The sequence below is a fragment of the Synechococcus sp. A18-25c genome, assembly GCF_014280035.1.
GTDB lineage: Bacteria > Cyanobacteriota > Cyanobacteriia > PCC-6307 > Cyanobiaceae > Synechococcus_C.
In genome coordinates, this window is sequence record NZ_CP047957.1 from 2,472,087 (window position 1) to 2,497,313 (window position 25,227).

Here is a 25,227-nt window from a genome sequence, read left to right on the forward strand (position 1 = left end):
TGGACCACTTGCCGTCAAAACTCGATTGCTAGCTTTCGACCAAGAGCCTTTGCACCCGATTTTCTTCCGTGATGGCAAAGCAAGCCCTCGATCCTGATCTCTACATCAATCGGGAGCTCAGCTGGATTGCCTTCAATGAAAGGGTTCTGATCCAGGCACTGGACGAACGCACCCCACTCCTAGAGCAAGCGAAATTCAGCGCCATTTTCAGCAACAACCTCGATGAGTTCTTCATGGTGCGGGTCGCATCACTGAAGGCCCAGGTTGAAGCGGGGATCAACAAACGCAGCGAAGACGGACTCACACCCATCGAACAGCTGCAGGCCATTCGTGAGAATCTCGCACCACTGCTGCGTCGTCAGCAGGATCACTACCGCACACGACTCAAGCAACAACTGCACGACCAGGGTGCTCATCTACTCGACTATGCGCAGCTCAATCAACGTCAACAACTCTGGATCGACAACTACTTCCAAACGGCGATCTTTCCTGTACTCACACCCTTGGCGGTGGATCCAGCACACCCATTTCCCTTCGTCAGCAACCTGAGCCTGAATGTGGCGGCACTGATTCGAGATCCGGAAACCGGACAGAGCCTGCTGGCCAGGGTGAAAGTGCCCCAAACAATCCTTCCCCGGTTCGTTGCCATCCCAACGGATCTGGCCGATTCCAAGGACAGGCCAGTCCACACCGCTGTGCCGTTGGAACAGGTTGTGGCCTTCAACCTGGAGCTGCTGTTCCCCGGCATGAGCATCGAGGGGCATTACTTCTTCCGAGTCACCAGGGATGCCGACTTGGAACTGCGTGATCTTGAGGCCGACGACTTGATGATCGCGATTGAACAAGGTCTGCGGAAGCGACGCATGGGCGGTGAAGTCGTGCGCTTAGAAGTCGCTGATGAAATGCCGCAAGACATGGTCGAAATGCTTCTGGATGGAATGTCAGTGGAAGAAAACGATCTCTACCGCGTTGACGGACCCCTTGGGCTCGACGATCTCTTTGGGCTGATGGCAATTCCCCTGGCCAAACTCAAAGACGAATCGCACTCAGGAATGACACCGGCTGTTCTTGGCCGAGCCCAGCGGAGCATGCTCGAAGACGGCTCCATCAAGGAAGAGGAGTTCGAGAGCATCTTCTCCGTGGTGCGTCGGCGTGACGTGCTTCTACATCACCCCTACGACCTGTTTTCGACCTCCGTTGAGGAGTTCATCAACCAGGCTGCGGACGATCCTCTGGTCATGGGGATCAAGATGACCCTCTATCGCACCTCGAAGGATTCACCGATCATCGCCGCCTTGATCCGCGCCGCTGAGAATGGCAAACAGGTGATGGCACTCGTGGAACTGAAGGCACGCTTCGACGAAGACAACAACATTCAGTGGGCGAAGCAGCTGGAAAGCTCAGGTGTGCACGTTGTCTATGGCGTTCTTGGCCTGAAGACACACACCAAGATCGTGCTGGTCGTCCGCAAAGAGAAAGAACGGCTGCGCAGTTACGTGCACATCGGAACCGGAAATTACAACTCAAAAACCTCTCGCCTCTACACCGACCTCGGGCTGCTCTCCGCTCGTCCAGAGCTTGGTCAAGATCTGGTGGAACTGTTCAACTACCTCACAGGCTTCTCCAAGCAGCAGGAATTCCGAAAACTACTGGTTGCTCCAGTGTCACTGCGCAAGGGCATGGAAAATCTCATCCGACGCGAAATCGAACATGCCCGGGAGGGGGGGGGCGGCCACATCAAGGCCAAGATGAATTCTTTGGTGGATCCTGAGATCATTGCTCTTCTCTACGAGGCATCACAGGCTGGCGTCATCATCGAACTGATCATTCGTGGCATGTGTTGTCTTTACCCGGGGCGTGAAGGTGTCAGCGACAACATCAGCGTGATCAGCATCATTGGACGGTTCCTCGAACATTCCCGCGTCTTTTGGTTTGCCAATGGAGGCGAACCGGAGGTGTACATCGGCAGCGCTGATTGGATGCCACGCAACCTCGATCGGCGGGTGGAAGCCGTCACATCGATCGACGAACCAGCGCTCAGGCAACAATTAGAACGCTTGTTGCAACTTTACTTAGACGACAACCGCGGCTCCTTCGACATGCAGGAAGACGGCAGCTTTCGCCAACGCCATCCCGAAGATGTTGTCTGCAATTCTCAACTGCATTTGATTGAACACTGGAAAAAAGGGCTACAAACCCACGCATAAAAACTGCAGCTGTGTATTGATGGATACAGCCATAGGGCTCGTTTCAACCTCTTCATTTCACATTTGACTCATACGACTTAACGACAATTTGCAGATTCGGAAAAACTTTCGATTCTTTCAGGTCAGATTTAGGGACGGATGCTAAATTTTGCCCAAATCTAATTTCAGGAGGCCAGGGTGATGGGGATCCCTCTGGAATCTGAAGAACTGACTCAAAAAGTCTCTTCTTCTGACCCTGTATTGCCGACCACAGGTCGACGAAACAGTGCTGCGCGTTCAAGAACTAGCTCCAGCCGCTCGTCAAAGCAGAGTGGTCGATTAGCCACCGATTCGATCGGCTACTACCTGAGCAGCATCGGACGCGTACCACTGCTAACGGCAGCCGAAGAGATCGAGCTGGCGCATCACGTGCAGGCCATGAAGGAACTTCTCGAGATACCCGAAGATGAGCGCACTCCGCGGCAGTGTCACCGCATCCGCATGGGCAAGCGTGCACGCGATCGAATGATGGCCGCCAATCTCCGCTTGGTCGTCAGTGTGGCAAAGAAATATCAGAACCAAGGCCTCGAACTGCTGGATCTGGTGCAAGAAGGTGCCATTGGTCTTGAGCGTGCGGTCGACAAATTCGACCCCGCCATGGGCTACAAGTTTTCCACCTACGCCTATTGGTGGATTCGCCAAGGGATGACCAGGGCCATCGACAACAGCGCCCGCACCATTCGTCTCCCGATTCACATCAGTGAAAAACTGTCGAAGATGCGGCGCATCACCCGTGAGCTGTCGCATCGATTCGGTCGGCAACCCAATCGCTTGGAGTTGGCGAGCGCCATGGGGATCGAGCCCCGCGACCTTGAGGATCTGATTGCCCAGAGTGCGCCCTGCGCCTCACTTGATGCCCACGCGCGTGGCGAAGAAGATCGCAGCACCCTTGGCGAATTGATTCCAGACCCCAACGGGGCGGAACCGATGGAAGGGATGGATCGGAGCATCCAGAAAGAACACCTGGGAGGCTGGCTTTCGCAACTCAACGAGCGAGAGCAAAAAATCCTCAAACTGCGTTTCGGCCTGGATGGTGCTGAGCCTTTGACCTTGGCCGAAATCGGTCGTCAAATCAATGTGTCGCGTGAGAGGGTCCGTCAGCTCGAGGCCAAGGCCATTCTGAAGCTGCGTGTGATGACCAATCACCAGAAGGCAGCCTGAGACCTTGCTTCTATCTCTGCTGATCATCAGCACCTGGATGCTCCTGGTGCTGTCAACAGCAGTGATCTGCAAACGACAGTGGCCTCAGCGCCGAGAACTCAGCCGCAAGATTGTCCACATCGGCACAGGTCCGGTGATCGCTTTGGCCTGGTGGCTTGAGATTCCTCAATCGATCGCGTTGACCGTGGCGGTAGCAGTCACCTTGATCACTGCAATCAACCACCGCTGGAAACTGCTCCCCGCCGTTGAGGATGTTGATCGCCAGAGCTACGGAACTGTGGCGTATGGGCTTGCAATTACGCTTCTGCTGGCCTTGTTTTGGCCTGATCAAGCGATTGCCGCCTGTGCCGGTGTGCTTGTGATGGCCTTCGCCGATGGCTTAGCAGGCTTGGTGGGTCGGGGGATCGAGTCAGCGAGCTGGACGTTTTGGCAACAACACAAGTCCGTTGCTGGAACATTGACGATGGCTGTGGTCACTGCCTTGGTGTTGACAGGACTGGCACTGGTGAGCCAAAGCCCTTTGCATCCCCTACGACTGTCTGCGGTCTGTGCCATGGCAGTGGGCCTAGAGCAACTAAGCCGCTGGGGAATCGACAACCTCAGCGTGCCATTGGCCGTGGGTTTGTGCTGGTCCTGGATGGTGATCTAAGCGCGAAGCAGACGCTCCATGTGCCGACACCAGTCACCCCTGCTACCCAAAGCTGCCACAAGCGTCTGATCATCGGGCAGGTCATGCAATCGCATCTGCCAGAGCTGAATCTGTGCAGCCTGACCCACCCAGAAATGCATCACCTGCTGGTGCAGGGCATCAACATCCCAATGCTGCTGATGGGCTACGCCCTGTGACCAACCCAGCAGATCGTCCAACTGAAGCGGTCGAAATCCTCGCACCCACAATCCACTGTCGCGATCCAGTTCATACAAACGAAGTGGATCGCCAAAACCAAAGATATGCAACCCGATCATTGAGCCAACCTCCAAGAGGATTGAGCCCAAAATAAACACATCAAATTTAAGCAAAGTTCAATTTGAACAGATGACTTAAAAGGCCAAAAACGTCCGACTGAGTTTCAAGAAACTGGCACTCCTATCGAGCGAGTGCCAACTTTTTTCACCGCATTGGCCAGTTCGTCCAGCAAATCAGCCGTTGTTTCAAGGCTGATGCAAGCATCGGTGACGCTTTGGCCGTAAGTCAGAGCGGAGCGATCAGAACTGATCTTCTGATTCCCTTCCACGAGATGACTTTCCAGCATCACGCCCATGACGTGGGTTGAACCCTGCTCGACCTGAGACGCCACCGCCCTAAGAACGTCACCTTGACGGCGGTAATCCTTGTTCGAATTGCCATGACTGCAATCCACCATCAACCGATCGGGCAGACCTGCAGCATCCAGTTCAGCCGCCGCGTCCTGAATCGCTTCAAGGTGATAGTTGGTGCCTCGATTGCCGCCCCGGAGCACTAAGTGACCATCCGGATTGCCGGTGGTGCTCACGATGGAGGCGTGACCCTCACGATTGATTCCCAGGAAATGATGCGGCTTTGAAGCTGCCTGCATCGCATTGATCGCAATGGCGGCACTTCCATCGGTGCTGTTTTTGTAGCCGATCGGCATCGACAATCCTGAGGCCATCTCACGGTGGGTCTGACTTTCAGTGGTTCGGGCACCAATGGCCGTCCAACCAATGAGATCAGCAATGTATTGAGGCACCACAGGGTCGAGCAGTTCCGTGGCTGCGGGCATGCCATCTCTGGCCAGATCCAGCAGCAAGGCACGGGCCATGCGCAAGCCGGTGTTGATGTCGTAGGAACCGTCGAGATGAGGGTCGTTAATCAGCCCCTTCCAACCGACTGTGGTCCGAGGTTTCTCGAAATAAACCCGCATCACCACTTCCAGTTCCGCAGCGTGGCGTTCCCTTAAGGACGCCAATCTCCGTGCGTAATCGCGGGCGGCACCGACGTCGTGTACGGAGCACGGTCCAACGATCACAAGCAGACGATGATCCAAACCACGAAGGATGGCCTGAATGCGACCTCGTGCCGTAGCCACTGTTTCCGTCGCCTTGGCATCGATGGGTAAATCGCGATGCAGCAATGCCGGAGGCACCAATGGCCGAGTGTCCACCACATGCAGATCGTGAGTGGTGGTCATGCTCCAAACCAGGAATTCACTCAGACTACGCAAGGTGCATGCATCTGCTTAACAGCGGTTCGGAACGGTGACGCAGGACAATGGAATCGCTTTGACGTTCCTGCACCGAATCCGATGCTGAGCACTTACCGCGAGAACGCCGCCCAACGCCTGTCCCAAGGCATCCCGGCACTGCCTCTGAATGCCTCCCAGACCCAGGCGCTCACGGAGCTGCTGCAGAACCCTCCCGCTGGAGAAGAGGACGAACTGCTGCATCTGCTCAGCGAACGAATTCCGCCTGGAGTGGATGAAGCGGCCTACGTCAAAGCCACTTGGCTCAGCGCCGTGGCCCAGGGTGAAGCCGAGAGCCCACTGGTCTCTGCCTTGGACGCCACCCGACTGCTGGGAACCATGGTTGGTGGTTACAACGTTGCAGCACTGATTGAACTGCTCAAGCACGACGAGGAAGCTCTGGCCTTGTGCGCTGCGGAAGGTCTCAGTCGCACCCTGCTGGTATACGACGCCTACAACGAAGTGATGGAGCTGGCGTCCACCAACCGCTTTGCCAAACAAGTGGTCGACAGTTGGGCTGCAGGGGAATGGTTCACATGCAAACCAGAATTGGCCAGCGAAATCACTGTCACCGTGTTCAAGGTTGACGGGGAAACCAACACGGATGACCTGTCACCAGCCACCCATGCCACCACCCGGCCGGACATCCCGCTCCATGCCCTAGCCATGCTGGAAACACGGGATCCTGATGGCCTGAACACCATCAAGACGCTCAAGCAAAAAGGCCATCCCGTGGCCTACGTGGGTGATGTGGTGGGCACCGGCAGCTCCCGCAAGAGCGCCATCAATTCGGTGCTGTGGCACACGGGGAACGCCATTCCTTATGTGCCGAACAAAAAAGCCGGCGGCGTGATTCTCGGGGGCAAGATTGCGCCGATCTTTTTCAACACAGCGGAAGACTCCGGCGCGCTGCCGATTGAATGTGACGTCACCACCCTCAAAAGCGGTGATGTGATCACCATCCGGCCCCATGCCGGAACGATCGAGCGAGCTGCCGGTGAAACCAATGCCGGTGAAATCATTGCCCGCTTCGAGCTCAAGCCGAGCACCATCAGCGATGAGGTGCGCGCTGGCGGCCGCATCCCTCTGATGATCGGCCGTGCCCTCACCGACAAGGTGCGCAACCAGCTAGGTCTTCCCTCCTCCGACCTGTTCATCCGTCCTTCGGCCCCAGCGGACACCGGCAAGGGCTTCACGCTGGCCCAGAAGATGGTGGGCAAAGCCTGTGGACTCCAGGGTGTACGCCCGGGAACCAGCTGCGAACCACTGATGACGACCGTCGGGTCCCAGGACACCACCGGTCCGATGACCCGGGACGAGATGAAGGAACTGGCCTGCCTGGGCTTCTCCTCGGATCTGGTGATGCAGAGCTTCTGCCACACCGCCGCCTATCCCAAGCCCGTCGACCTGCAAACCCAGAAAGAACTGCCGGATTTCTTCGCCCAGCGAGGCGGTGTCGCCCTGCGACCAGGCGACGGCATCATCCACAGCTGGCTGAACCGCATGCTCCTACCCGACACCGTGGGCACGGGCGGTGACAGCCACACCCGCTTCCCACTGGGGATCTCCTTCCCGGGTGGCTCAGGGGTGGTGGCCTTCGCAGCCGCGATCGGTGCCATGCCGCTCGACATGCCCGAGTCAGTGCTGGTGCGCTTCCGTGGCTCGCTACAACCAGGCGTCACTCTGCGCGATGTGGTGAATGCCATTCCCTGGGTGGCGATTCAGAGAGGCCTGCTCACCGTTGAAAAAGCCAACAAGAAGAACCTGTTCAATGGCCGGATCATGGAGATTGAAGGTCTCCCTGACCTGAAGCTGGAACAGGCTTTCGAACTCACCGACGCCAGCGCCGAGCGCTCCTGCGCCGGCTGCACCATCAAGCTTTCCGAAGCCACGGTGAGCGAGTACCTGCGCAGCAATGTGGCGCTCCTCAAAAACATGATTGCCCGGGGCTACAGCGATGCCCGGACCCTGGCGCGGCGCATCAAGGCCATGGAGACCTGGCTGGAGAACCCCCAGCTGATGAGTGCTGACACAGACGCAGAGTACGCAGAGGTGCTGGAGATCAACCTCGACGAGCTCACGGAACCGGTGGTGGCCTGCCCCAACGACCCCGACAACGTGAAGCTGCTCAGCGAGGTGGCTGGTGATCCCGTGCAGGAGGTGTTCATCGGCTCCTGCATGACCAACATCGGCCACTACCGTGCCGCGGCCAAGGTGCTTGAAGGCGCCGGCCAAAACTCGGCACGCCTCTGGGTCTGCCCGCCCACCCGCATGGATGAGGAGACGCTGAAGGCCGAGGGCTACTACGCCACCTTTGAGGCGGCCGGCTCCAGGATGGAGATGCCCGGCTGCTCCCTGTGCATGGGCAACCAGGCCCGCGTCGAAGACGACACCACGGTCTTCTCCACGAGCACCCGCAACTTCAACAACCGCCTGGGCAAAGGGGCCCAGGTGTATCTCGGGAGCGCCGAACTGGCGGCGGTCTGCGCACAGCTAGGTCGGATCCCCACCCCCGATGAGTACCGAAGCATCGCAGCGGAGAAAATCGATCCCCTCTCCGATGAGCTGTACCGCTATCTGAACTTCGATCAGATCTCAGGTTTCGAAGACGAAGGTCGGATTGTGAGTGTTGATGAGGAGGCTCAGATGCTGGCTGGGGCCTGAACCCAGACCAGCAACGACATGGCAGTTCTGAGTGACCTGAAACAACGCCGGCATCAGCGCGGATCCAGCCGCAGCATCCGCCGCCTGCTGGAACGCCGTTGGTGGGTGGTGGTGCTGGCGTTGATGCTCACTGGCTTGGGTGCAGCCCTCACAGGCGTGCTGTTCAAGGCCGGTCTCAAACTGCTAGGTGGTTGGCGACTGGAGCTGCTGGCCGAGTACCCCGCCTGGATGGTGCTGCCCTGTCTGGGGGGCTTGGGCGGTCTGGTTTCCGGCCTGCTGGTGTCACGGCTGGCACCGGCGGCCGGTGGTTCAGGCATCACCCACATCATGGGATTTTTAAAACACCGGGCTGTGCCCATGGGCCTTCAGGTGGGCCTGGTGAAACTGGTGGGTGGCATCGTGGCCATTGGCAGTGGTTTCCCGCTCGGTCCTGAAGGCCCTGCCGTGCAGATGGGTGGTTCCGTGGCCTGGCAGATGGCCCGCTGGCTGAAGGCACCGGTGGCCTTTCGCCGTGTGATCGTTGCTGCAGGGGGCGGCGCCGGCATCGCAGCGGTGTTCAGCGCGCCGATCGGAGGATTTGTCTATGCCGTGGAGGAACTACTCCACTCCGCCAGGCCAGTAGTCCTGCTGCTAGTGATCGTCACCACCTTCTGGGCCGATGCCTGGGCCGATGTGCTGGGACTGCTAGGCATTAGTCCCGCCACCGGTGGCCTGGATGCCACCCAAGGGTTCCTCCTGGAACGGGAATACACACCCACGGTGAGCTTTTTGCCCATCGATCTGGGCTATCTGATCGGACTTGGCGTGGTGGTGGGCGTGCTGGCAGAGATCTACTGCCGCTACGTGCTGGCCATGCAACGCAAGGGAAATGCCTGGTTCGGTGATCGTCTGGTGCTGCGAATGGTGATCAGCGGATGTGTGCTTGGCAGCGTGTATGCATTCCTGCCCGAAGCCTTCCGGGATCTGGAAGGACTTCAGCATCTGATCGGCGCTGGCGAAGCCGACATCCCGATGGCTCTAGGCACGTTCACTGTGCTCTTCTTCAGCACCGGTCTTGCGGCGGCGTCCGGCGCCCCAGGCGGTCTGTTCTTTCCGATGCTCACCCTGGGAGGCGCCATCGGCCTGGCCTGCGGCATCTGGGTTGAAGCGCTCACCGGTCACGTCCCCAGCACCTATGTGTTCGCGGGCATGGGTGCCTTCGTGGCCGGCTGCTCACGCACACCGATCACGGCCATGTTTCTGGCCTTCGCCCTTACCAAGGATCTGCTGATTCTCAAACCGATCTTGGTGGCCTGTCTGGCCAGCTTCTTGGTGGCACGTCTCTTTGATGACCGCTCCATCTATGAACGCCAGCTGGGCAAGGAACTGCTGGAAGAGGATCACCTGGAAGCACGCCGTGAGCGACGTGGCGGCATTCACCACGCCTGGGAGGGATCAATCCGCAGGCGCGCCTTCACCGCCCCGCCTCCACCGACCCCTCCCGACCCACCGAACGAGTCCTGAACAAGGAAACCCTGCTGTTTGATCCGGCTGTGCCGGAACCGGGCGCCCTGCGCACGGTGCTGGCTTTTCCCAGCACCTACACCGTCGGCATCACCAGCCTCGGCTACCAGATCGTGTGGGCCACCCTGGCCATGCGGTCTGACCTAGACGTGCGTCGCCTGTTCACCGACCAGGGCGATCCACAACACCGCCGCTGTGAGCTGTTCGGTCTCTCCTTGAGCTGGGAGCTCGATGGGCCCGTGCTTCTGGATCTTCTGGAACAGCAAAGGATTCCTATCTGGAGTGATCAACGATCGGATGATGACCCAATCGTGTTCGGAGGTGGGCCTGTGCTCACCGCCAATCCCGAACCACTCGCCCCCTTTTTTGATGTGGTGCTGCTGGGAGACGGCGAAGACCTGCTGCCAGCCTTCATCGATGCCTTGCAGGAGGTCCGAGGCGAACCGCGTGCTGCGCGTCTGCGTCATCTGGCTCAAGTCCCCGGCATTTACGTGCCCTCGCTCTATGCACCCAGCTACGACAGCGATGGAGAGCTGCTGAGCATTGATCCGATCGAGACCGGACTGCCGGCCACCATCAGCAAACAAACCTGGCGAGGCAACAGCCTCAGTCATTCCACGGTGATCACGCCGGAATCGGCCTGGCCCGACATTCACATGGTCGAAGTGGTGCGCAGCTGCCCAGAACTGTGCCGGTTCTGTCTGGCGAGTTATCTAACGCTGCCCTTCCGCAAGCCGTCGCTCGACGATGGGCTAATCCCAGCGGTGGAAACAGGACTTTCAGCAACCCGCAGATTGGGCTTACTCGGCGCATCCGTCACCCAGCATCCCCAGTTCACTGACCTGCTCTCTTGGCTCGGGCAGGACCGCTTTGACGATGTGCGCGTCAGTGTCAGCTCCGTCCGAGCGGCAACCGTGACTCCAGAGCTGGCCAGCGGGCTGGCCAACCGAGGCAGCAAATCTCTAACGATCGCGATCGAAAGCGGCAGCGAACGGATGCGCGAGGTGGTGAACAAGAAGCTCAGCAATGAAGAGATTCATGCGGCTGCACGCCATGCCAAGCAAGGAGGACTGAAGGCCCTGAAGCTCTATGGCATGGTCGGGCTGCCCAGCGAACAGGACGACGACGTTGAATCCACAGCGGATCTGCTGCTTCAGCTCAAACAAACAACTCCTGGCCTTCGCTTGACCTTGGGGGTCAGCACCTTTGTTCCCAAGGCCCAGACCCCGTTTCAATGGCAGGGCGTTAGACCGGAAGCGGAGAAACGCCTCAAACGATTGGCCAAGCGGCTGAAGCCCAAGGGGATCGATCTGAGGCCAGAAAGCTACGGCTGGAGTGTGATCCAGGCGCTGATCTCACGCAGCGACCGACGCCTGGCATCGGTGATCGTTGCCGTGCGCGGATCACAGGAAAGCCTGGGTGGCTGGAAAAAGGCCTACCGCAGCGCGCGGTCCGGAGACCTACCGGCGGCCGTCAGCGCCGGGGTTGACCTGCCGCTGCCTCCCCCCTGGGACGAGGTGATTCATCAACGCTGGAACGACTCCACCGTGCTGCCCTGGGATCACCTCAATGGCCCGCTGGGCCGCACAACGCTCCTCAAACATCAGGAGCAAGCGTTGTCGTTGACTGATCCGGGCGGTCTGGACTGAACGAGGCACGCAAACCCGCGAGCAAGATCCAGCCAGCGATGTTCAATCGGCTGTCAAAAAACGGCAGATCCGTACCGTGCAAAACCAGCAAGATCAGCAGTGCTGCCCACCAGGCACGATCGAACAAGCCTGAAAGGCCACGGCGCAGGCTCACCACCATCAACACCAGCACCAGGCCAATCACCAGGCTGGCTGCGGGCAGACCATGGCTAGTGGCGAGTTCGAGCGGCAGGTTATGAGCATGGCCATGCCACTGTCCGGTGCGCAGGGGATAAATGATCGAAAACGCCGCAGCTCCCCAACCGAGCCAGGGGCGTTCAGAGATCAACTGAAGCGCCACGGTCCACTGGCTGATGCGCGTAGAGGCCAGAACCCGCTCACCGGCGTACTGGCTGTCGTTCAAGCGGGCCCAGAGAGCATCCGGCACCACCTGCCGAGCTGGGTCCTGAAGAAAGGCCGGCATGCCTGGGAGCACGGAAACCACAACCGGCAGGAGCGCCAAAGCCAAAAGCGGGACCAACCAGGGCCAACTGGGCGGGCCCAGCACCACCGGGACAGCCAGCACAAGCGCACCCCAGCCATTCCGTGATTCGGTAAGCACCAGACCCACCACTAAGGCGATGGCCAGAACGAGCACGACAAGACGCTGTCGCTGCTTCAGACCTGGCTGAACCAGAGCCGCCAGGGCCAGAGGCCAGACCATCGCCAACCAGGCTGAAGCGATGTTGGCGTAATCGAAGAGACCCGAGAGTCGTCCTTCCGGCTTCCCACCGGGTTCCACAAACCAAACGATGAGGCCACCCAGCAATTCCCAGGGGCCTGCCCAGCCCCACCAAAGCTGACCCAAGCCAGTGGTCAACACCGGAACGGTGCCGGCCACAAGCCAGAGACTGCAACGACGCCGGGCAGTTGTGCTGATCACGTAGGGCTGAAACCCCCAAAACCCCCAGAAGAAGGGAAGCCAATTGGCCAACCCAGCCCAGGCAAGGCCCTGAGCTTCGGCCAGAAAGCAACCGAACGCCATCAGAACTCCCGCCACGATTAACGGGAAATTCCAGGGATCTCGCCAGAAAGCACGCTCCCGGCCGACACTGCCGAACAGCAGGGCGGGGAACAGAAACAGGGCTCCCAGCAGAGCCGTGGATGGCAGCAGAAACAACCCCAGCTGGAAGCAGCGCCATCCCAGTGGAGATGCGGTCATGGGACGACCACGATCAAGCCAGCTCATCATGCGAACACAGCCGTGCGACCGCGGTAAACCATCACCTGGCGTCGCAGGTGAAGGCGGAGGGCACGGGCGAGAGCAAGACGTTCCGTGTCTCGACCCTTGCGAATCAGATCACCCACCTCATCACGATGGCTGACATGAGCAATGGTCTGCTCAATGATCGGACCGTCATCGAGTTCTTCGGTGACGTAATGGGCTGTGGCACCGATCAGCTTGACCCCGCGTTCCCAGGCCCGGTGATAAGGCTGAGCTCCCTTGAATGCCGGCAAGAAGGAATGGTGGATGTTGATCACACCCGGAAAACGCTCCAGGAAGTTGCCACTCAACACCTGCATGTATTTGGCGAGCACAGCCAGCTCCACACGATGCTCAGCTAACAACTTGAGAATGGTGGCTTCGGATTGTGCCTTGGTCTCGCGGGTGACCGGCACGTATTGAAAGGGAACCCCGAAGTCGTTGCAGCAGCTTTCCAGATCGGGATGATTGGCGATGACCAGCGGAACCTGCATCGGGAGCTCACCGCTGCGTGCCCTCCAAAGCAGATCCAGCAAGCAATGGTTCTGTTTGCTCACCAGGATGGCCACCCGCGGATGGTCATCGGAGAAGTGAAGCTGCGCTTCTCCCCCCAGGCGTTCTGCCAGGGACTGGACTGCAGGCCCAATGGCCTCCCGCGGCAGACCGAACCCCTCCAAACCCCATTCAATCCGGCTGAGAAACAAACCAGCGCCAGCATCCGTGTGATGGTCGGCGTGATGAATGTTGCCCCCATTGGCAGCCACCCAACCAGCGAGCTCACTGACGAGTGCCGGACGATCAGGGCAGATCAGCTGCAGGATGACCGAAACGGAGGACAAGGTCGGACAGGAATACAGCCTTAATTGTGCGCCTGGACGAACCCCAGCCTGGTCGTCAGGTCATGGCCGATGCAGGATTGGATCACCGCGCATGGCCGCTCGCGTTTGCACCGCGATGGGGGATGTCGGGACCCCAATCGTCCGCACCCTGACGTCAGCCATGGAAACCTCACCACTGAGCGCCAACGTCCACTGGATCCCATCCACGGACGTCACGGTTAAAGTCGCGACGCTTCTTGTGATTTCCAATGCTGAGCGCCCTGCGTCGCCTAGCCGCCTTCTGCCTCTGTCTGGCTTTGTGCTTCGGCCTGGCCTCCTGTGACGGCAGCGCCAAGGCCAAGACAGCCACGATTAGCCCTGATGACATGGCTGTGATCCGCCGTCAGGCCGAGGGATTCACCGAAGCCAAGGATCGTCTTCCCGAATTGGCGAAGCTGGTAAATCAGCGGGATTGGACCTTCACCCGCAATCTGATTCACGGCCCGATGCAGGAAGTGGGACGGGAAATGCTTTATATCAACCAGCGCCTGCTTCCCCAGGATCGCGCTGCCGCTAACGACCTGGCCTCATCTCTGAAAGAGGCCCTGGCTGATCTTGATGAAGCGGCACGTCTTCAGGACGGTGCAAGGCTGCAAAAGGCCTATGTGGCTGTAGCCACCGGCTTCTCCAATTACGAACAAGTGATCCCAGCGCAGGCCCTGAGCTGACTGCAACCGTTGCCGTCATCGGCGCCGGTGTTGTCGGCACTGGCAGCGCTTGGCACCTCGCTGAACGAGGGCATCAAGTCGTCATTGCAGATCCCTCGCTGGCCAATCCAATCCCCGAGTCGACCAGTGGCCGGGATCTGAACGGGACGACAGCCTCCTTGGGCGTGTTGATGGGCCATGCCTTCCGCCGATCCGGCGGCCGGGCCTGGAGACTCCGCCAACGCAGCATGGCCCTGTGGCCGAGCTGGTGCGAACGCCTCAATCACCCCGAAACACCGCTGGAGCTGCAGACACCGCTTATCCAACTGGCAAGTCATGCAGACGAAGCCGCTCGCTTGCGACAACTCGCGGCATCCCGTCCAGAGTCGGGGCTCCAGTTTGTGGAGAACGACCGTCTGCCCCAGGCCAAACCCGACTGGCCTCAGCCGGGATATGGAGCAATGCGCTCCGAGCACGACGGGCGTGTGGATCCCCTGCCGCTGCTGAAGGCCCTCAGGCGTCGACTCGCTATCGCAGGGGTCGACCAGCTGACCACCTGCGTCGAGAGCCTTGAGCGCCTCAGCAGCGGCAGACATGGCTGGCAAATCCACAGCCAGGATGGCCACAGCCGCAAGGTTGACTTTGTTGTGATCTGCTCGGCACTGGGCAGCCAAGGGCTGCTGCAACCCCTCGGTCACGACCGTCCAATGGATGCCGTCCTCGGTCAGGTGCTCGACCTAGCCATCGACCGCACCCCCAACGCCTGGGCCTCATGGCCTGCGGTGCTCACCTGCGCTGGCATCAACCTGATTCGGCACAGCGGCAATCGCCTGTGGCTGGGGGCAACGCTGGAACCTGGAGACACTCTTGATCCATCAGCGGTCGAACTGATGCGCAGCCTGGAGGGCCTGGCACCGGAGTGGCTTCAAGAGGCGAAACTGATCGGTCAGTGGCACGGTTTGCGAGCACGTCCCAGAGATCGGCCGGCACCACTGCTGGAGACTCTGGAACCTGGCCTTTTGCTGGCTTCGGGGCATTACCGCAACGGTGTTTTACTCACACCTGCGACAGCAGAATGGATTGAAGAACAGATCGATAATTCAACGATAACCAGCCCTTAAATCTCAAGTGAAAGCCGCTGAAATAACGTTCGAGAGGAGCACAAATCCCGCTCCAAGGACTTCATACACGAGATCATGCCTCGCTCCTTCAACGCCCGGGCACTGTCTGCAGCCGCTTGTCTGACGGCTGGCCTGACCCTGGCGGCCTGCTCATCCGGAAGTGATAGCGGCGATCAGGTTAAGGGCAACCTGTCGGCAGCAGGTGCTTCCTTCCCTGCAGCCATCTACCAGCGCTGGTTCCAGGATTTGTCATCCAAAGGAGTCAACGTGAACTATCAATCGGTGGGTTCCGGCGCAGGTGTGCGTCAGTTCACGGCTGGCACTGTGGATTTCGGCGCTTCCGACAAACCGATGAAGCCTGAGGCCATCGCCAAAGTGAGCCGCGGTGTGGTGCAGATTCCGATGACCGCTGGTGCCATCGCTGTGGCCTACAACAACCCTTCTTGCAAGCTCGAGCTCACCCAAGATCAACTGGCTGCCATCTTCCTGGGCAAGATCACCAACTACAGCGAACTCGGCTGCGACGACAAGAAGATCAACGTGGTGCACCGCTCCGACGGCTCCGGCACCACCTTCAACTTCACCAATCACCTTTCGGCGATCAGCCCCGAGTGGAAAGCAAACGTGGGTGCTGACAAGTCGGTGAAATGGCCCACCGGCGTCGGTGCCAAGGGCAATGAAGGTGTCTCTGCTCAGCTCAACCAGATTGACGGCGGAATTGGCTACGTGGAGCTGGCCTACGTGAAAGGCGACCTCCAAGCAGCAGCTCTGCAAAACGCATCCGGTGCCAAGGTGATGCCCACCAATGCCACCGCTAGCGAAGCACTGGGCTCAATCGATCTCGGTCCCGACCTGATCGGCAGCAACCCCAATCCCGAAGGTGGATACCCGATCGTCACCTTCACCTGGGTGCTTGCCTACGAAACCGGCAACGACAACAACACCCCGGTTCTGAAGAAGACGTTCGAGTACATGCTCTCGGACGAGGCACAGTCGAAAGCTCCTGAACTGGGCTACGTCTCACTTCCGCCTGAAGTGGTCACCCAGGCCAAGGCTGCTGCTAACTCGATTAACTGAGGTCCCTCGGCTCCTACACCACGCAGCAATCAAGAGGGGGGCTCATGCCCCCCTTTTTTTTGGCCATCACGGATCCATCGTTGAAAGGATCAACAACAAAAATCCCCGCCTGACGAACAGGCGGGGAAGCGAATCATTAATGGGACACCCTCGAGAGGTGTCAACCCTTGATCACTTGGATTCAGTGAATTCGGCGTCGATCACATCATCACCGGCAGAACCACCAGCAGCCCCAGCTGCGGCATCGGCACCCGGAGCCGCAGCAGCCTCAGCTCCGGCCTGCTGATACACCGAGGCACCAACGGTGTAGAGCTCCTGCTGCAGTTCTTCCAGCAGGGTCTTCATGGCGTCGTAGTCCTCCTTCTCGGTGGCTTCTTTGAGCTTGGTGCGCTTCTCATCAACCTTGGCCTTGGCGTCAGCCTCCACCTTGTCGCCGAGCTCATCCATCTGCTTTTCAGCCTGATAAACGAGGGTCTCAGCCTGGTTCTTGAGGTCAATTTTTTCGCGCTTCTCCTTATCAGCGCTGGCGTTGGCCTCGGCGTCCTTGACCATGGACTCCACTTCGGAATCACTGAGCGTGGAGGCACCAGTGATCGAGATGGACTGTTCCTTGCCGCTGCCCTTGTCCTTGGCGGTCACGCTGAGAATTCCGTTGGCATCGATGTCGAAGGTCACCTCGATCTGAGGCACACCCCGAGGAGCAGCAGGGATGCCATCCAGGCGGAAGGTTCCAAGGCTCTTGTTGTCGGATGCCATCTCGCGCTCACCCTGAAGCACGTGGATCTCCACGTTGGTCTGGCCATCCACAGCCGTGGAATAGGTCTCGGATTTCTTGGTGGGAACCGTGGTGTTCCGGGTGATCATCTTGGTCATCACGCCGCCGAGGGTTTCCACACCCAGAGAAAGCGGAGTGACGTCAAGCAGAAGGATGTCCTTCACTTCACCGGCCAATACACCGCCCTGAATGGCAGCACCCACTGCCACCACCTCGTCAGGATTGACAGTTTGGTTGGGATCCTTACCGGTGGTGCGCTTCACCAGCTCGAGCACGGCCGGGATGCGGGTGGAACCACCCACCATCACGATCTCGTCGAGCTCGCTGGAAGACAGCTTGGCGTCCTTGAGCGCCTGCTCCACCGGGATACGGCAGCGATCAATCAAGTTGGAGGCAAGCTCCTCGAATTTGGCCCGGGTGAGGGTGAGATCCAGGTGCTTGGGACCTTCCGGCGTAGCCGTAATGAACGGCAGGTTGATCTCGCTTTGAGTGGCGTTGGAGAGCTCGATCTTGGCTTTTTCAGCCGCTTCAGTGAGTCGCTGCAGAGCTTGCTTGTCCTGGCGCAGGTCAATGCCTTCATTGGACTTGAAGCTGTCAGCGAGGTGGTCAACGATCACCTTGTCGAAATCGTCACCACCCAGATGGGTATCACCGGAGGTGGACAGCACCTCAAACACACCATCGCCCACCTCCAAAACGGAGACGTCGAAGGTGCCGCCGCCCAGGTCAAAAACAAGGATGCGCTCGTTGCTCTTCTTGTCGAGGCCGTAAGCCAGAGCCGCAGCAGTGGGCTCGTTGATGATGCGCAGCACTTCTAGGCCGGCGATCTTGCCAGCGTCCTTGGTGGCCTGACGCTGGGAGTCGTTGAAATAGGCGGGAACCGTGATCACCGCCTGCGTGACGGATTCGCCCAGATACTTACCGGCATCTTCCGCCAGCTTGCGCAGAACCTGCGCAGACACCTCCTCGGGAGCGAACTGCTTCTCAAGAACAGGACACTTGACCTTCACGTTGGAGCCAGCCTTCTCGACCGTGTAGCTCACCTCTTTCGACTCTTCATTCACCTCGTCGACACGACGACCAATGAAGCGTTTGACGGAATAGAAGGTGTTGTCAGGGTTCATGACCGCCTGACGCTTGGCGATCTGACCCACCAGCTGATCCTGGTTCTTGGTGTAAGCCACCACCGAGGGCGTGGTGCGGAAGCCCTCGGCATTGGCGATCACGGTGGGCTTACCGCCCTCCATCACCGACACACAGCTGTTGGTGGTTCCGAGATCGATGCCGACAACCTTGCCCATCGGTGCCTCCTGACTCCGCGAATTGACTGATTAGATCCTTTGCATGATCGGTAGTCGGCTGGCCTTCAGGCGAGGTGTGGTTCCCGAACAGTCCGGCGACACAGCAGGCTGGAAGGCAGGTTCACAGGCAACGCAATGATCAGCGGAACCACAGGACTGGTCGGTCTGCTGGGACAGCCGGTGAGTCACTCCCTTTCACCGGTGATGCACAACGCGGCCCTAGAGGCCATGGCAATGGATTGGCGCTATTTGGCTCTGCCATGCCATGGCGCTGACCTGGGACGCGTGCTCGACGGACTTCAAGCCGTGGGCTGCCACGGGCTGAATGTGACCATCCCCCACAAACAAGCCGTGGCATCGCACTGCCAGGAGCTCAGCCCATTGGCAGCGCGCCTAGGAGCGGTCAACACACTGACCCCCCTGAGCGGCAATGGCTGGCATGGTCACAACACAGATGCCGAGGGATTTCTTGCCCCACTGCTCGACCAAGCCGACGCCTGGACAGGCTGCGACGCGATCGTGATGGGCTGTGGTGGCAGCGCTCGGGCCGTCGTGGCCGGTCTTCAACAACTGCCGCTAGCGACCATCTATGTGGCGGGCCGTCGACCCGACGCCTTGGAACAGTTCCTGGAGGATCTGGAAGAAGGAAGCAACGGCAGCGTGTCCCTCCATGGCATCCCCCTCGAAACCCAACGCCTGGCCGCACAGCTGAGCGGATCGAAGCTGGTGGTGAACACCACGCCGGTGGGCATGCAGGGACACGGCGACAGCAATGCCATGCCTGTGGATGCTGATCTCTGGAACAAATTGGAACCGACCACGACCCTTTACGACCTGATCTACACACCGCGACCGACCCCATGGCTGCAGAGGGGACAGCAACGTGGATGTCAGACCATCGATGGCTTGGAAATGCTGGTGCAGCAGGGTGCGGCATCACTGCGCCGATGGTCGGGACGCCATGACGTCCCGACGTCGGTGATGCGCGAGGCTGCACTCGAACGCCTTAAAGCAAATCCCGCCGGCTGACAGCACCGACTGGATCCACAAGCCCTACGCTCTGGCCAAGCGCGACCCTGCAATGGCCATACCTGTCTGGCAACGGTTTCTGGGGCTGCTGGTGTATCTGCTGCCCTGGAGCGATGCGATCCCATTCGGCAGCCATCTGATGCTGCAATTCCCATGGCTGCAATGGCTGACTCTTCCAGCACTGCCCCTGGTTCTGTTGGAACGGGGAATCCCGTTCGGCAACCTGCTGGTGTTCTTTCTGTTGTTCCTAGCAGTGGTGCGCAATCCAAACGTGCCCTACTTCCTGCGCTTCAACACGCTCCAAGCCCTGCTGGTGGACATCATCGTGGTGATCCTGGGCTATGCCTTCGCGATTTTGATCCAGCCGCTAGGCGGTGGACTGATGCTCCGCACCTTCTCCAGCACAGTAGTTGTGGCTGTTCTGGCGGTGCTGGTCTTCGCCTGGATCGAATGCATCCGTGGCCGAGAGCCTGATCTGCCCGGCCTGAGTCAGGCCGTACGGATGCAGCTCTACTGAGGTCTTCAACCCCAAAGAGATAGGCTGTTGGATCCGTCGCTCACCTGGGTGAGCCTTCAGTCCCTGTCGGATCTGTCTCCATGACCCAACAGCCTTATTACGAGACCATGTACATCCTCCGTCCGGACATTCCGGAGGAAGAGGTCGAGTCTCATCTCACCAAATACCGCGACATCCTTGTGGAAGCCGGCGCGGACGTGCTGGACAACCAGATGCGCGGCAAGCGTCGTTTGGCGTACCCGATCGCCAAGCACAAGGAAGGCATTTACGTGCAGCTGAGCCACAACGGTGATGGCCAGCAGGTGGCCGTTCTAGAAAAGGCCATGCGCCTGAGTGAGGACGTGATCCGGTATCTCACCGTCAAGCAAGACGGTCCTCTTCCGGCTCCCCGAGTGGTCCCTGGAAGTGAAGCTGCAGCGCAGCCTCAAACGGCTGAAGCGTCTGCCTGATCCAGACATTGTTGAACTGCTGACCGGGCGATACCGTCCGGTTATGCAGTTCCAGAGTTCAGGCCATCAGGCACCGGAGCCCCGCTGGAATGCTCCGGAAGCTGTTTCATCACCTGATCGCGAATCCGATCCAAAGGTTGATGCGTTGCGCGCGCGCATCGATGAACTCGAAACGATCGTGCATGACTACGAGGTTTTGCTTGAAGCGCTGCCGGACTTGTTCGAACGCAAATTTCAACAGCGCTTGGAACCGCTGATGGAGCGTTACCGACTGCTGGCCCGAGCGCAGCAACTGCTGGGTGAAGCAAACCTTCCCCTCATCGAGCAGCGGGAACCCCAGAGAAGCGATCACCATCTGCCCCTGCTTGAACGTTGGAGACAGGCACGCAGCCGCCGTCAAGGACGTTCCGAAAGAAACGCCGCTTGATCCGACAAAAATTGCGTCCTCGGAGTGTGAGCCTTCAACGGCGCCGGGCTGCCGACCAAAGGCGAATGGGCAATCCCCAGACGTAAATGAATCCTTCGGCAGCACGATGATCGAACTGATCGTCACTGCCGTAGGAAGCCATCTCAGGCACGTAGAGACTGCTGTCACTGGAGGCGCGGCCTGTGACGATCACGTTGCCCTTATGCAGTCGCATCCTCACAACACCATGGACGTGGGCCTGGGTGCGATCCATGAAACCGTCCAGCGCTTCTTTCAGAGGTCCGAACCAGAGGCCCTGATACACGAGATCAGCCCACTGCATCTCCAATTGGCGCTTCGTGCGCAGCACGTCGGCCGCCAGGGTGAGGCTCTCCAGCTCCTGATGGGCCTGAATCAGCATCAACAGGCCAGGTGTTTCGTAAATCTCCCGACTCTTGATGCCAACCACACGGTTCTCGATCATGTCGAGGCGACCGATGCCATGCATCCCCGCCAAGCGGTTGGCCTCACGGATCAAGTCGACCGGTGTCATCCGCACGCCGTCGATGCTGACGGGGTTGCCGCCCTCAAAGCCAATCTCGATGTCCTGAGCCTCCGATGGCGCTGCATCCACGGAAACGCTCATGGCGAAAACCTCCTCTGGAGGGGCCACCATCGGGTCTTCCAGCGGGCCGGCCTCCACACTGCGGCCTAGCAGGTTGAGATCGATCGAATAGGGCGACTTCTTGCTCACCGGTGCGGGAATGCCACATCGTTCGCCATAGGCGATGGTCTCCTCACGGCTCATGCCCCATTCGCGGGCCGGCGTGAGCACCTTCAAGTCTGGAGCCAGGGCTGCAATGGCCACATCAAAACGCACCTGATCGTTGCCCTTGCCGGTGCAGCCATGGGCGACGGCATCAGCGCCTACTTCACGGGCCACTTCCACCAGTCGTCGCGCAATCAGAGGCCGCGCCAGCGCCGTCGACAGGGGGTAGCGGCCCTCGTACAACGCATTGGCGCGAATCGCTGGAAACGCAAAGTCTTCGATGAAGGGCTGAATCAGATCTCCCACCATCGACTGGCTGGCACCGGCCTCCAATGCCTTGAGACGAATCGGCTCAAGTTCATCACCCTGGCCGAGGTCCGCCGCAAAGGTGATCACCTCTTCAACACCCCATTCCTGTTTGAGATAGGGGATGCAGACACTGGTATCCACACCACCGGAATACGCGAGCACAACCTTCTTGGCGCGTCCCATCAAGCGGACTCCTGATCTGTATCGGAACTACTCCGATTCTCCACTCCCGCGGGACGCCATCAGCAACCAACCGCCCATCAGCGCTGCAGGCATCAACAACAGCAGCAAAACAGGCGTTGCACTGACCTCGAGGGGCAGGGGATGCTGAACACCCCACAACCGAACCAATGCACTGATCACCAGCGCGAAACCCCACACACAAGCGAGAAGAACCGCTTTCTTCACAGGGGTCGACAACACTGTCTCGTATATTGGTGGATTGGCTCCAGAGATCTTGTCCTCAGCCCTTACGGACTTGAGCGCCCTCGACGGCGTCAATCCCGCCTTGACCCGTTACGGACGCAAGGATCCTGCTCCGGTTCTGCCATTGCGCGAAGAGCCTGATCTGCTGAGCTGGCTCGAAACCAGCGGACGTTTGGTGGAAGATGAAGAATCCAGTTCACCCGAAGTAAGCACGGTGGAAGAGGAAGAGCTCTCCGCGCTGATGGGCGAGAAAGAGGACTACAAGGCCGACGAAGAGACCGAAGAAAACTGGGAAGACTGATCTATGGTCCCAGCGATTTGCCGCTGGGACTTGAACGATTCTGCGGAGCGATTAATCCGTCTTGATGGCCGCCTCACCGCTGCTGCCCTGATCGCAGCAGTGGGGGCCGCGGCTTTTTTATGTGACGCCAGTGTTCCCAACAGCCTGTTGAGCTTGCCCTGGCTGGTGGCAATGCTGAGCTCCTCGATCATCACGTGGTGGGGCGTACCGCAATTACGGGCGCTGAAAATGGGTCAGGTGATCCGGACGGAAGGTCCTGAAGGTCACAAGAGCAAATCGGGTACACCCACCATGGGCGGGCTACTGGTGGTGCCCGTTGGTGTCATCACGGGGTGTCTGATCAGCAGCGAGGGCCGCAGCGCTAACCAGTTACTGGCGATCGGTCTGGTCACCCTGGCCTACATGGTGATTGGCGGTGTTGATGACTGGAGCAGCCTGACCAAGAACACCAACACCGGCCTCTCTCCCAAGGGAAAACTGCTGCTTCAAGCAACGGCAGCACTGCTTTTTCTTGGCTGGTCAGCGCAGCAGGGATGGATTCAAGGCACAGTGAGCCTTCCCTACGGCATCGCAATCCCCTTTGGCTGGCTGATCTGGCCACTGGGTCTGTTCGTGTTTCTGGCAGAAAGCAATGCCACGAACCTCACCGATGGGCTGGATGGTCTAGCCAGCGGATGTGGTGCCTTGGTCTTCACCGGTCTTGGGTTGCAGCTGATGCTGCGCGGCAATCAGGGTGATCCCGCCATCGCCGGGTTCTGCTTAGCCATGGCGGGATGCTGGCTGGGCTTTCTCATCCACAACCGCAACCCCGCCAGAGTGTTCATGGGCGACACCGGCTCCCTGGCGATGGGGGCATCGCTCACGGCGGTGGCCCTATTAACGAACAGCCTCTGGCCACTACTCCTGATGGGAGGCGTGTTCTTGGCGGAATCCCTGTCGGTGATCATCCAGGTGTGGGTGTTCAAAGCCACGAAAGGCACTGATGGGGTGGGGAGACGCGTGTTCCGAATGGCTCCTCTCCATCACCACTTCGAACTGGGTGGAACATCCGAACAAGTGGTGGTGCCGATGTTTTGGCTGGTGACCGCTGGACTGGTCATGCTGGGCTTGGCGCTACGCCCCAACTGATCCGAACTCCCATGAGCTACTTCACCTGGAAGGAAGCTGGTCTGACCGCCGACTGCACCAGCCTGGAGGCGATGGCTGCTCGCTTTGAGGAAGCAGCCAGCCTGATGCGTCGCATGGCCGAGCGAGGTTTCGTGTTGCAGCAGAACAACGGAGATCAGCGCATCACCCATGACGACGCCGAGGTATTCCAGTCCTGGGGGTTTGTGAACGAAGAGCCTGCTGAACGGCAGCTGACCCTGATCCACAACCTGGATCACTGAGGAATACTGCGATGGATCGCACGCTCCGCGACTGCCTCAACCTTCTGAAAAGTGACTACGTCAGCGGCTGGTCGTTGCTGCTGCTGCCGGCATTGCTGAGCTTGGCCGTCGTTCCGTCGAGCACGACCACGACCATGGCACTGCTGCTGCGCTTCCTGGGGCTTGGCGTCGCGCTGATTCCCCTGGCCAGGGTGATTTCACGGCTGGTGGATCACCTCAGTGATCACCTCGGTGATCGCTACAGCGGTGTCGTGAGCGTGGGACTCGGCAACCTTGTGGAGCTAGTGGTGAGCATCATGGCGCTCACGAGTGGCCTTTACAAGCTGGTGGTGATCTCCGTCGCTGGCGCCGTGATCACCAACTGTCTGCTGATGCTGGGGATCAGCACCGTGCTGGCAGGACAGCGGGAACAGCTCGTGACGATCCAGGCCAGCAGCACAGAGCTTCAAGCCCGGCAGCTGATGCTCAGCCTGCTGTTGCTGGCGATCCCCACAATTATCAGCCTCGGAACAGGAACCACACTCCTGGAAGGCAACGACCAGCGAGACAGCTTCGCTCTCTATTCGCTGGCTGTAGCCGTCATGATCCTGATTTACTACGTACTTTCCTTCGTGCTGCAGCTGGGAACCCACCGTTCCTTCTTCAGCGGCAATCCGATCAAGCCCGCAGATCCGAGCACGAGCCGGCCATCCACGGAAACGGAACACGAGCACGAGATCGCAGCCATCCTGATCGCCATGGGCGTGGTGAGCCTCGCCGTTGTGGCGATTTCAGAGCCCCTTGTGCAGACCCTGGAAGTGCTGGTGGCACACACACATCTCAGCGAACTGTTCATCGGTCTGATCCTGCTGCCGCTGTTCGGATCCACCGCCGAAGGTGTGATCGCCGTCGGTGCCGCCCGCCGCGGTCGCATGGACCTGGCCATCACCAGCACGATGGAATCGAGCGGTCAGCTGATGTTGTTCGTGCTGCCTGTGCTGGTGCTGATCGGCTGGCCTCTGGGACGTTTTCTGCACCTGAGCGTGCCACTCAACGCATTGGGCTGCACAGGGATCGCCGTGTTGGCAGTGCACTGGATCACCGAAAACAACCAGCTGGACTGGTACGAGGGCATGCAGCTGATCACGCTGTATGGCGTAATCCTGCTTGGCTGCCTGCTGCTTTGAC

General features: G+C 59.3%; 24 protein-coding genes. 17 read left to right on the top strand and 7 right to left on the bottom strand.

Annotation, left to right across the window (positions count from 1 at the left end; all coding sequences use genetic code 11):
- The first annotated feature begins 71 nt into the window (after nt 1-71).
- The 3 genes from ppk1 (at nt 72) to SynA1825c_RS13335 (ending at nt 4,056) form a co-directional block, all read left to right on the top strand.
- Nucleotides 72-2,207: a polyphosphate kinase 1 gene (gene ppk1, locus SynA1825c_RS13325; protein ID WP_186469722.1), complete on the top strand. Its 2,136-nt coding sequence runs from the start codon at nt 72-74 to the stop codon at nt 2,205-2,207.
- A gap of 180 nt (nt 2,208-2,387) precedes the next feature.
- Nucleotides 2,388-3,407 (top strand): RpoD/SigA family RNA polymerase sigma factor, encoded by a 1,020-nt coding sequence (locus tag SynA1825c_RS13330; protein WP_186469723.1) that lies wholly within the window; start codon nt 2,388-2,390, stop codon nt 3,405-3,407.
- Nucleotides 3,408-3,411: 4 nt separating this feature from the next.
- Nucleotides 3,412-4,056 carry a diacylglycerol/polyprenol kinase family protein gene (locus SynA1825c_RS13335; RefSeq protein ID WP_255476991.1) on the top strand — a complete coding sequence of 215 codons (645 nt, stop codon included), beginning with the start codon at nt 3,412-3,414 and terminating at the stop codon, nt 4,054-4,056.
- Here the strand turns inward: SynA1825c_RS13335 and SynA1825c_RS13340 are convergent.
- The gene (locus SynA1825c_RS13340) at nt 4,053-4,373 is read right to left on the bottom strand and encodes a hypothetical protein (RefSeq protein ID WP_186469724.1); all 321 of its coding nucleotides are present in this window, start codon (nt 4,371-4,373) and stop codon (nt 4,053-4,055) included. The genes SynA1825c_RS13335 and SynA1825c_RS13340 overlap by 4 nt on opposite strands.
- A 104-nt stretch (nt 4,374-4,477) precedes the next feature.
- Nucleotides 4,478-5,557, bottom strand: coding sequence for a 3-deoxy-7-phosphoheptulonate synthase (locus SynA1825c_RS13345; RefSeq protein ID WP_186469725.1), 1,080 nt, complete (start codon nt 5,555-5,557; stop codon nt 4,478-4,480).
- 114 nt (nt 5,558-5,671) lie between these two features.
- Between SynA1825c_RS13345 and acnB the strand changes: the two genes are divergently transcribed.
- The 3 genes from acnB to SynA1825c_RS13360 are packed head-to-tail and all read left to right on the top strand — an operon-like array spanning nt 5,672 to nt 11,424.
- Nucleotides 5,672-8,272, top strand: coding sequence for a bifunctional aconitate hydratase 2/2-methylisocitrate dehydratase (gene acnB / locus SynA1825c_RS13350; RefSeq protein WP_186469726.1), 2,601 nt, complete (start codon nt 5,672-5,674; stop codon nt 8,270-8,272).
- Between the two features lie 18 nt (nt 8,273-8,290).
- A complete protein-coding gene (locus SynA1825c_RS13355) occupies nt 8,291-9,775 on the top strand; it encodes a ClC family H(+)/Cl(-) exchange transporter (protein ID WP_186469727.1) in 1,485 nt (494 codons plus the stop codon).
- 56 nt (nt 9,776-9,831) lie between these two features.
- Entirely contained in the window at nt 9,832-11,424 is a 1,593-nt protein-coding gene (locus SynA1825c_RS13360) for a radical SAM protein (RefSeq protein ID WP_255478502.1), read from the top strand.
- On the opposite strand, the gene SynA1825c_RS13365 is transcribed toward SynA1825c_RS13360, so the two are convergent.
- Nucleotides 11,372-12,625: an O-antigen ligase gene (locus tag SynA1825c_RS13365; RefSeq protein ID WP_255476992.1), complete on the bottom strand. Its 1,254-nt coding sequence runs from the start codon at nt 12,623-12,625 to the stop codon at nt 11,372-11,374. The two genes, SynA1825c_RS13360 and SynA1825c_RS13365, sit on opposite strands and share 53 nt — an antisense overlap.
- A gap of 26 nt (nt 12,626-12,651) precedes the next feature.
- Entirely contained in the window at nt 12,652-13,506 is an 855-nt protein-coding gene (gene purU / locus SynA1825c_RS13370) for a formyltetrahydrofolate deformylase (protein ID WP_186469729.1), read from the bottom strand.
- Nucleotides 13,507-13,754: 248 nt separating this feature from the next.
- Between purU and psbQ the strand changes: the two genes are divergently transcribed.
- From psbQ to pstS, 3 genes are all read left to right on the top strand, one after another.
- Nucleotides 13,755-14,213: a photosystem II protein PsbQ gene (gene psbQ / locus SynA1825c_RS13380; RefSeq protein WP_186469731.1), complete on the top strand. Its 459-nt coding sequence runs from the start codon at nt 13,755-13,757 to the stop codon at nt 14,211-14,213.
- A 17-nt stretch (nt 14,214-14,230) separates the two neighbouring features.
- Nucleotides 14,231-15,313: an FAD-binding oxidoreductase gene (locus tag SynA1825c_RS13385; protein WP_255477155.1), complete on the top strand. Its 1,083-nt coding sequence runs from the start codon at nt 14,231-14,233 to the stop codon at nt 15,311-15,313.
- 75 nt (nt 15,314-15,388) lie between these two features.
- Nucleotides 15,389-16,390: a phosphate ABC transporter substrate-binding protein PstS gene (pstS, locus tag SynA1825c_RS13390; protein ID WP_186469732.1), complete on the top strand. Its 1,002-nt coding sequence runs from the start codon at nt 15,389-15,391 to the stop codon at nt 16,388-16,390.
- Nucleotides 16,391-16,561: 171 nt separating this feature from the next.
- Here the strand turns inward: pstS and dnaK are convergent, their stop codons facing one another.
- Nucleotides 16,562-18,466 carry a molecular chaperone DnaK gene (gene dnaK / locus SynA1825c_RS13395; RefSeq protein ID WP_186469733.1) on the bottom strand — a complete coding sequence of 635 codons (1,905 nt, stop codon included), beginning with the start codon at nt 18,464-18,466 and terminating at the stop codon, nt 16,562-16,564.
- 135 nt (nt 18,467-18,601) lie between these two features.
- Between dnaK and SynA1825c_RS13400 the strand changes: the two genes are divergently transcribed.
- The 4 genes from SynA1825c_RS13400 to SynA1825c_RS13415 all read left to right on the top strand — a co-directional run bounded on the left by SynA1825c_RS13400 (nt 18,602) and on the right by SynA1825c_RS13415 (nt 20,888).
- Nucleotides 18,602-19,495 (top strand): shikimate dehydrogenase, encoded by an 894-nt coding sequence (locus SynA1825c_RS13400; RefSeq protein ID WP_186469734.1) that lies wholly within the window; start codon nt 18,602-18,604, stop codon nt 19,493-19,495.
- A 52-nt stretch (nt 19,496-19,547) separates the two neighbouring features.
- On the top strand, nt 19,548-20,012 hold the full coding sequence (locus SynA1825c_RS13405) for a Tic20 family protein (protein WP_186469735.1): 465 nt from the start codon (nt 19,548-19,550) through the stop codon (nt 20,010-20,012).
- 80 nt (nt 20,013-20,092) lie between these two features.
- Nucleotides 20,093-20,461 (top strand): 30S ribosomal protein S6, encoded by a 369-nt coding sequence (gene rpsF / locus SynA1825c_RS13410; protein ID WP_186469736.1) that lies wholly within the window; start codon nt 20,093-20,095, stop codon nt 20,459-20,461.
- Entirely contained in the window at nt 20,418-20,888 is a 471-nt protein-coding gene (locus SynA1825c_RS13415) for a hypothetical protein (protein ID WP_255478404.1), read from the top strand. Before rpsF ends, SynA1825c_RS13415 begins: the two co-directional genes overlap by 44 nt.
- 34 nt (nt 20,889-20,922) lie before the next feature.
- On the opposite strand, the gene SynA1825c_RS13420 is transcribed toward SynA1825c_RS13415, so the two are convergent.
- Nucleotides 20,923-22,128, bottom strand: a complete 1,206-nt coding sequence (locus SynA1825c_RS13420) for an argininosuccinate synthase (protein WP_186469737.1) — start codon at nt 22,126-22,128, stop codon at nt 20,923-20,925.
- A gap of 27 nt (nt 22,129-22,155) precedes the next feature.
- Complete coding sequence (locus SynA1825c_RS13425; protein ID WP_255478405.1) at nt 22,156-22,365, bottom strand: hypothetical protein; 210 nt, start codon at nt 22,363-22,365, stop codon at nt 22,156-22,158.
- 58 nt (nt 22,366-22,423) lie between these two features.
- Here SynA1825c_RS13425 and SynA1825c_RS13430 point away from each other — a divergent pair, with 58 nt between their 5' ends.
- From SynA1825c_RS13430 to SynA1825c_RS13445, 4 genes are read left to right on the top strand one after another with little or no spacing between them, the layout of a single operon-like run.
- The gene (locus tag SynA1825c_RS13430) at nt 22,424-22,672 is read left to right on the top strand and encodes a DUF3134 domain-containing protein (RefSeq protein WP_255476995.1); all 249 of its coding nucleotides are present in this window, start codon (nt 22,424-22,426) and stop codon (nt 22,670-22,672) included.
- Between the two features lie 3 nt (nt 22,673-22,675).
- Nucleotides 22,676-23,800, top strand: coding sequence for a phospho-N-acetylmuramoyl-pentapeptide-transferase (mraY, locus tag SynA1825c_RS13435; RefSeq protein ID WP_186469738.1), 1,125 nt, complete (start codon nt 22,676-22,678; stop codon nt 23,798-23,800).
- 11 nt (nt 23,801-23,811) lie between these two features.
- The gene (locus tag SynA1825c_RS13440; RefSeq protein ID WP_186469739.1) at nt 23,812-24,060 is read left to right on the top strand and encodes a hypothetical protein; all 249 of its coding nucleotides are present in this window, start codon (nt 23,812-23,814) and stop codon (nt 24,058-24,060) included.
- A gap of 11 nt (nt 24,061-24,071) precedes the next feature.
- A complete protein-coding gene (locus tag SynA1825c_RS13445) occupies nt 24,072-25,226 on the top strand; it encodes a calcium:proton antiporter (protein WP_186469740.1) in 1,155 nt (384 codons plus the stop codon).
- The last annotated feature ends 1 nt before the right edge of the window (nt 25,227 follow it).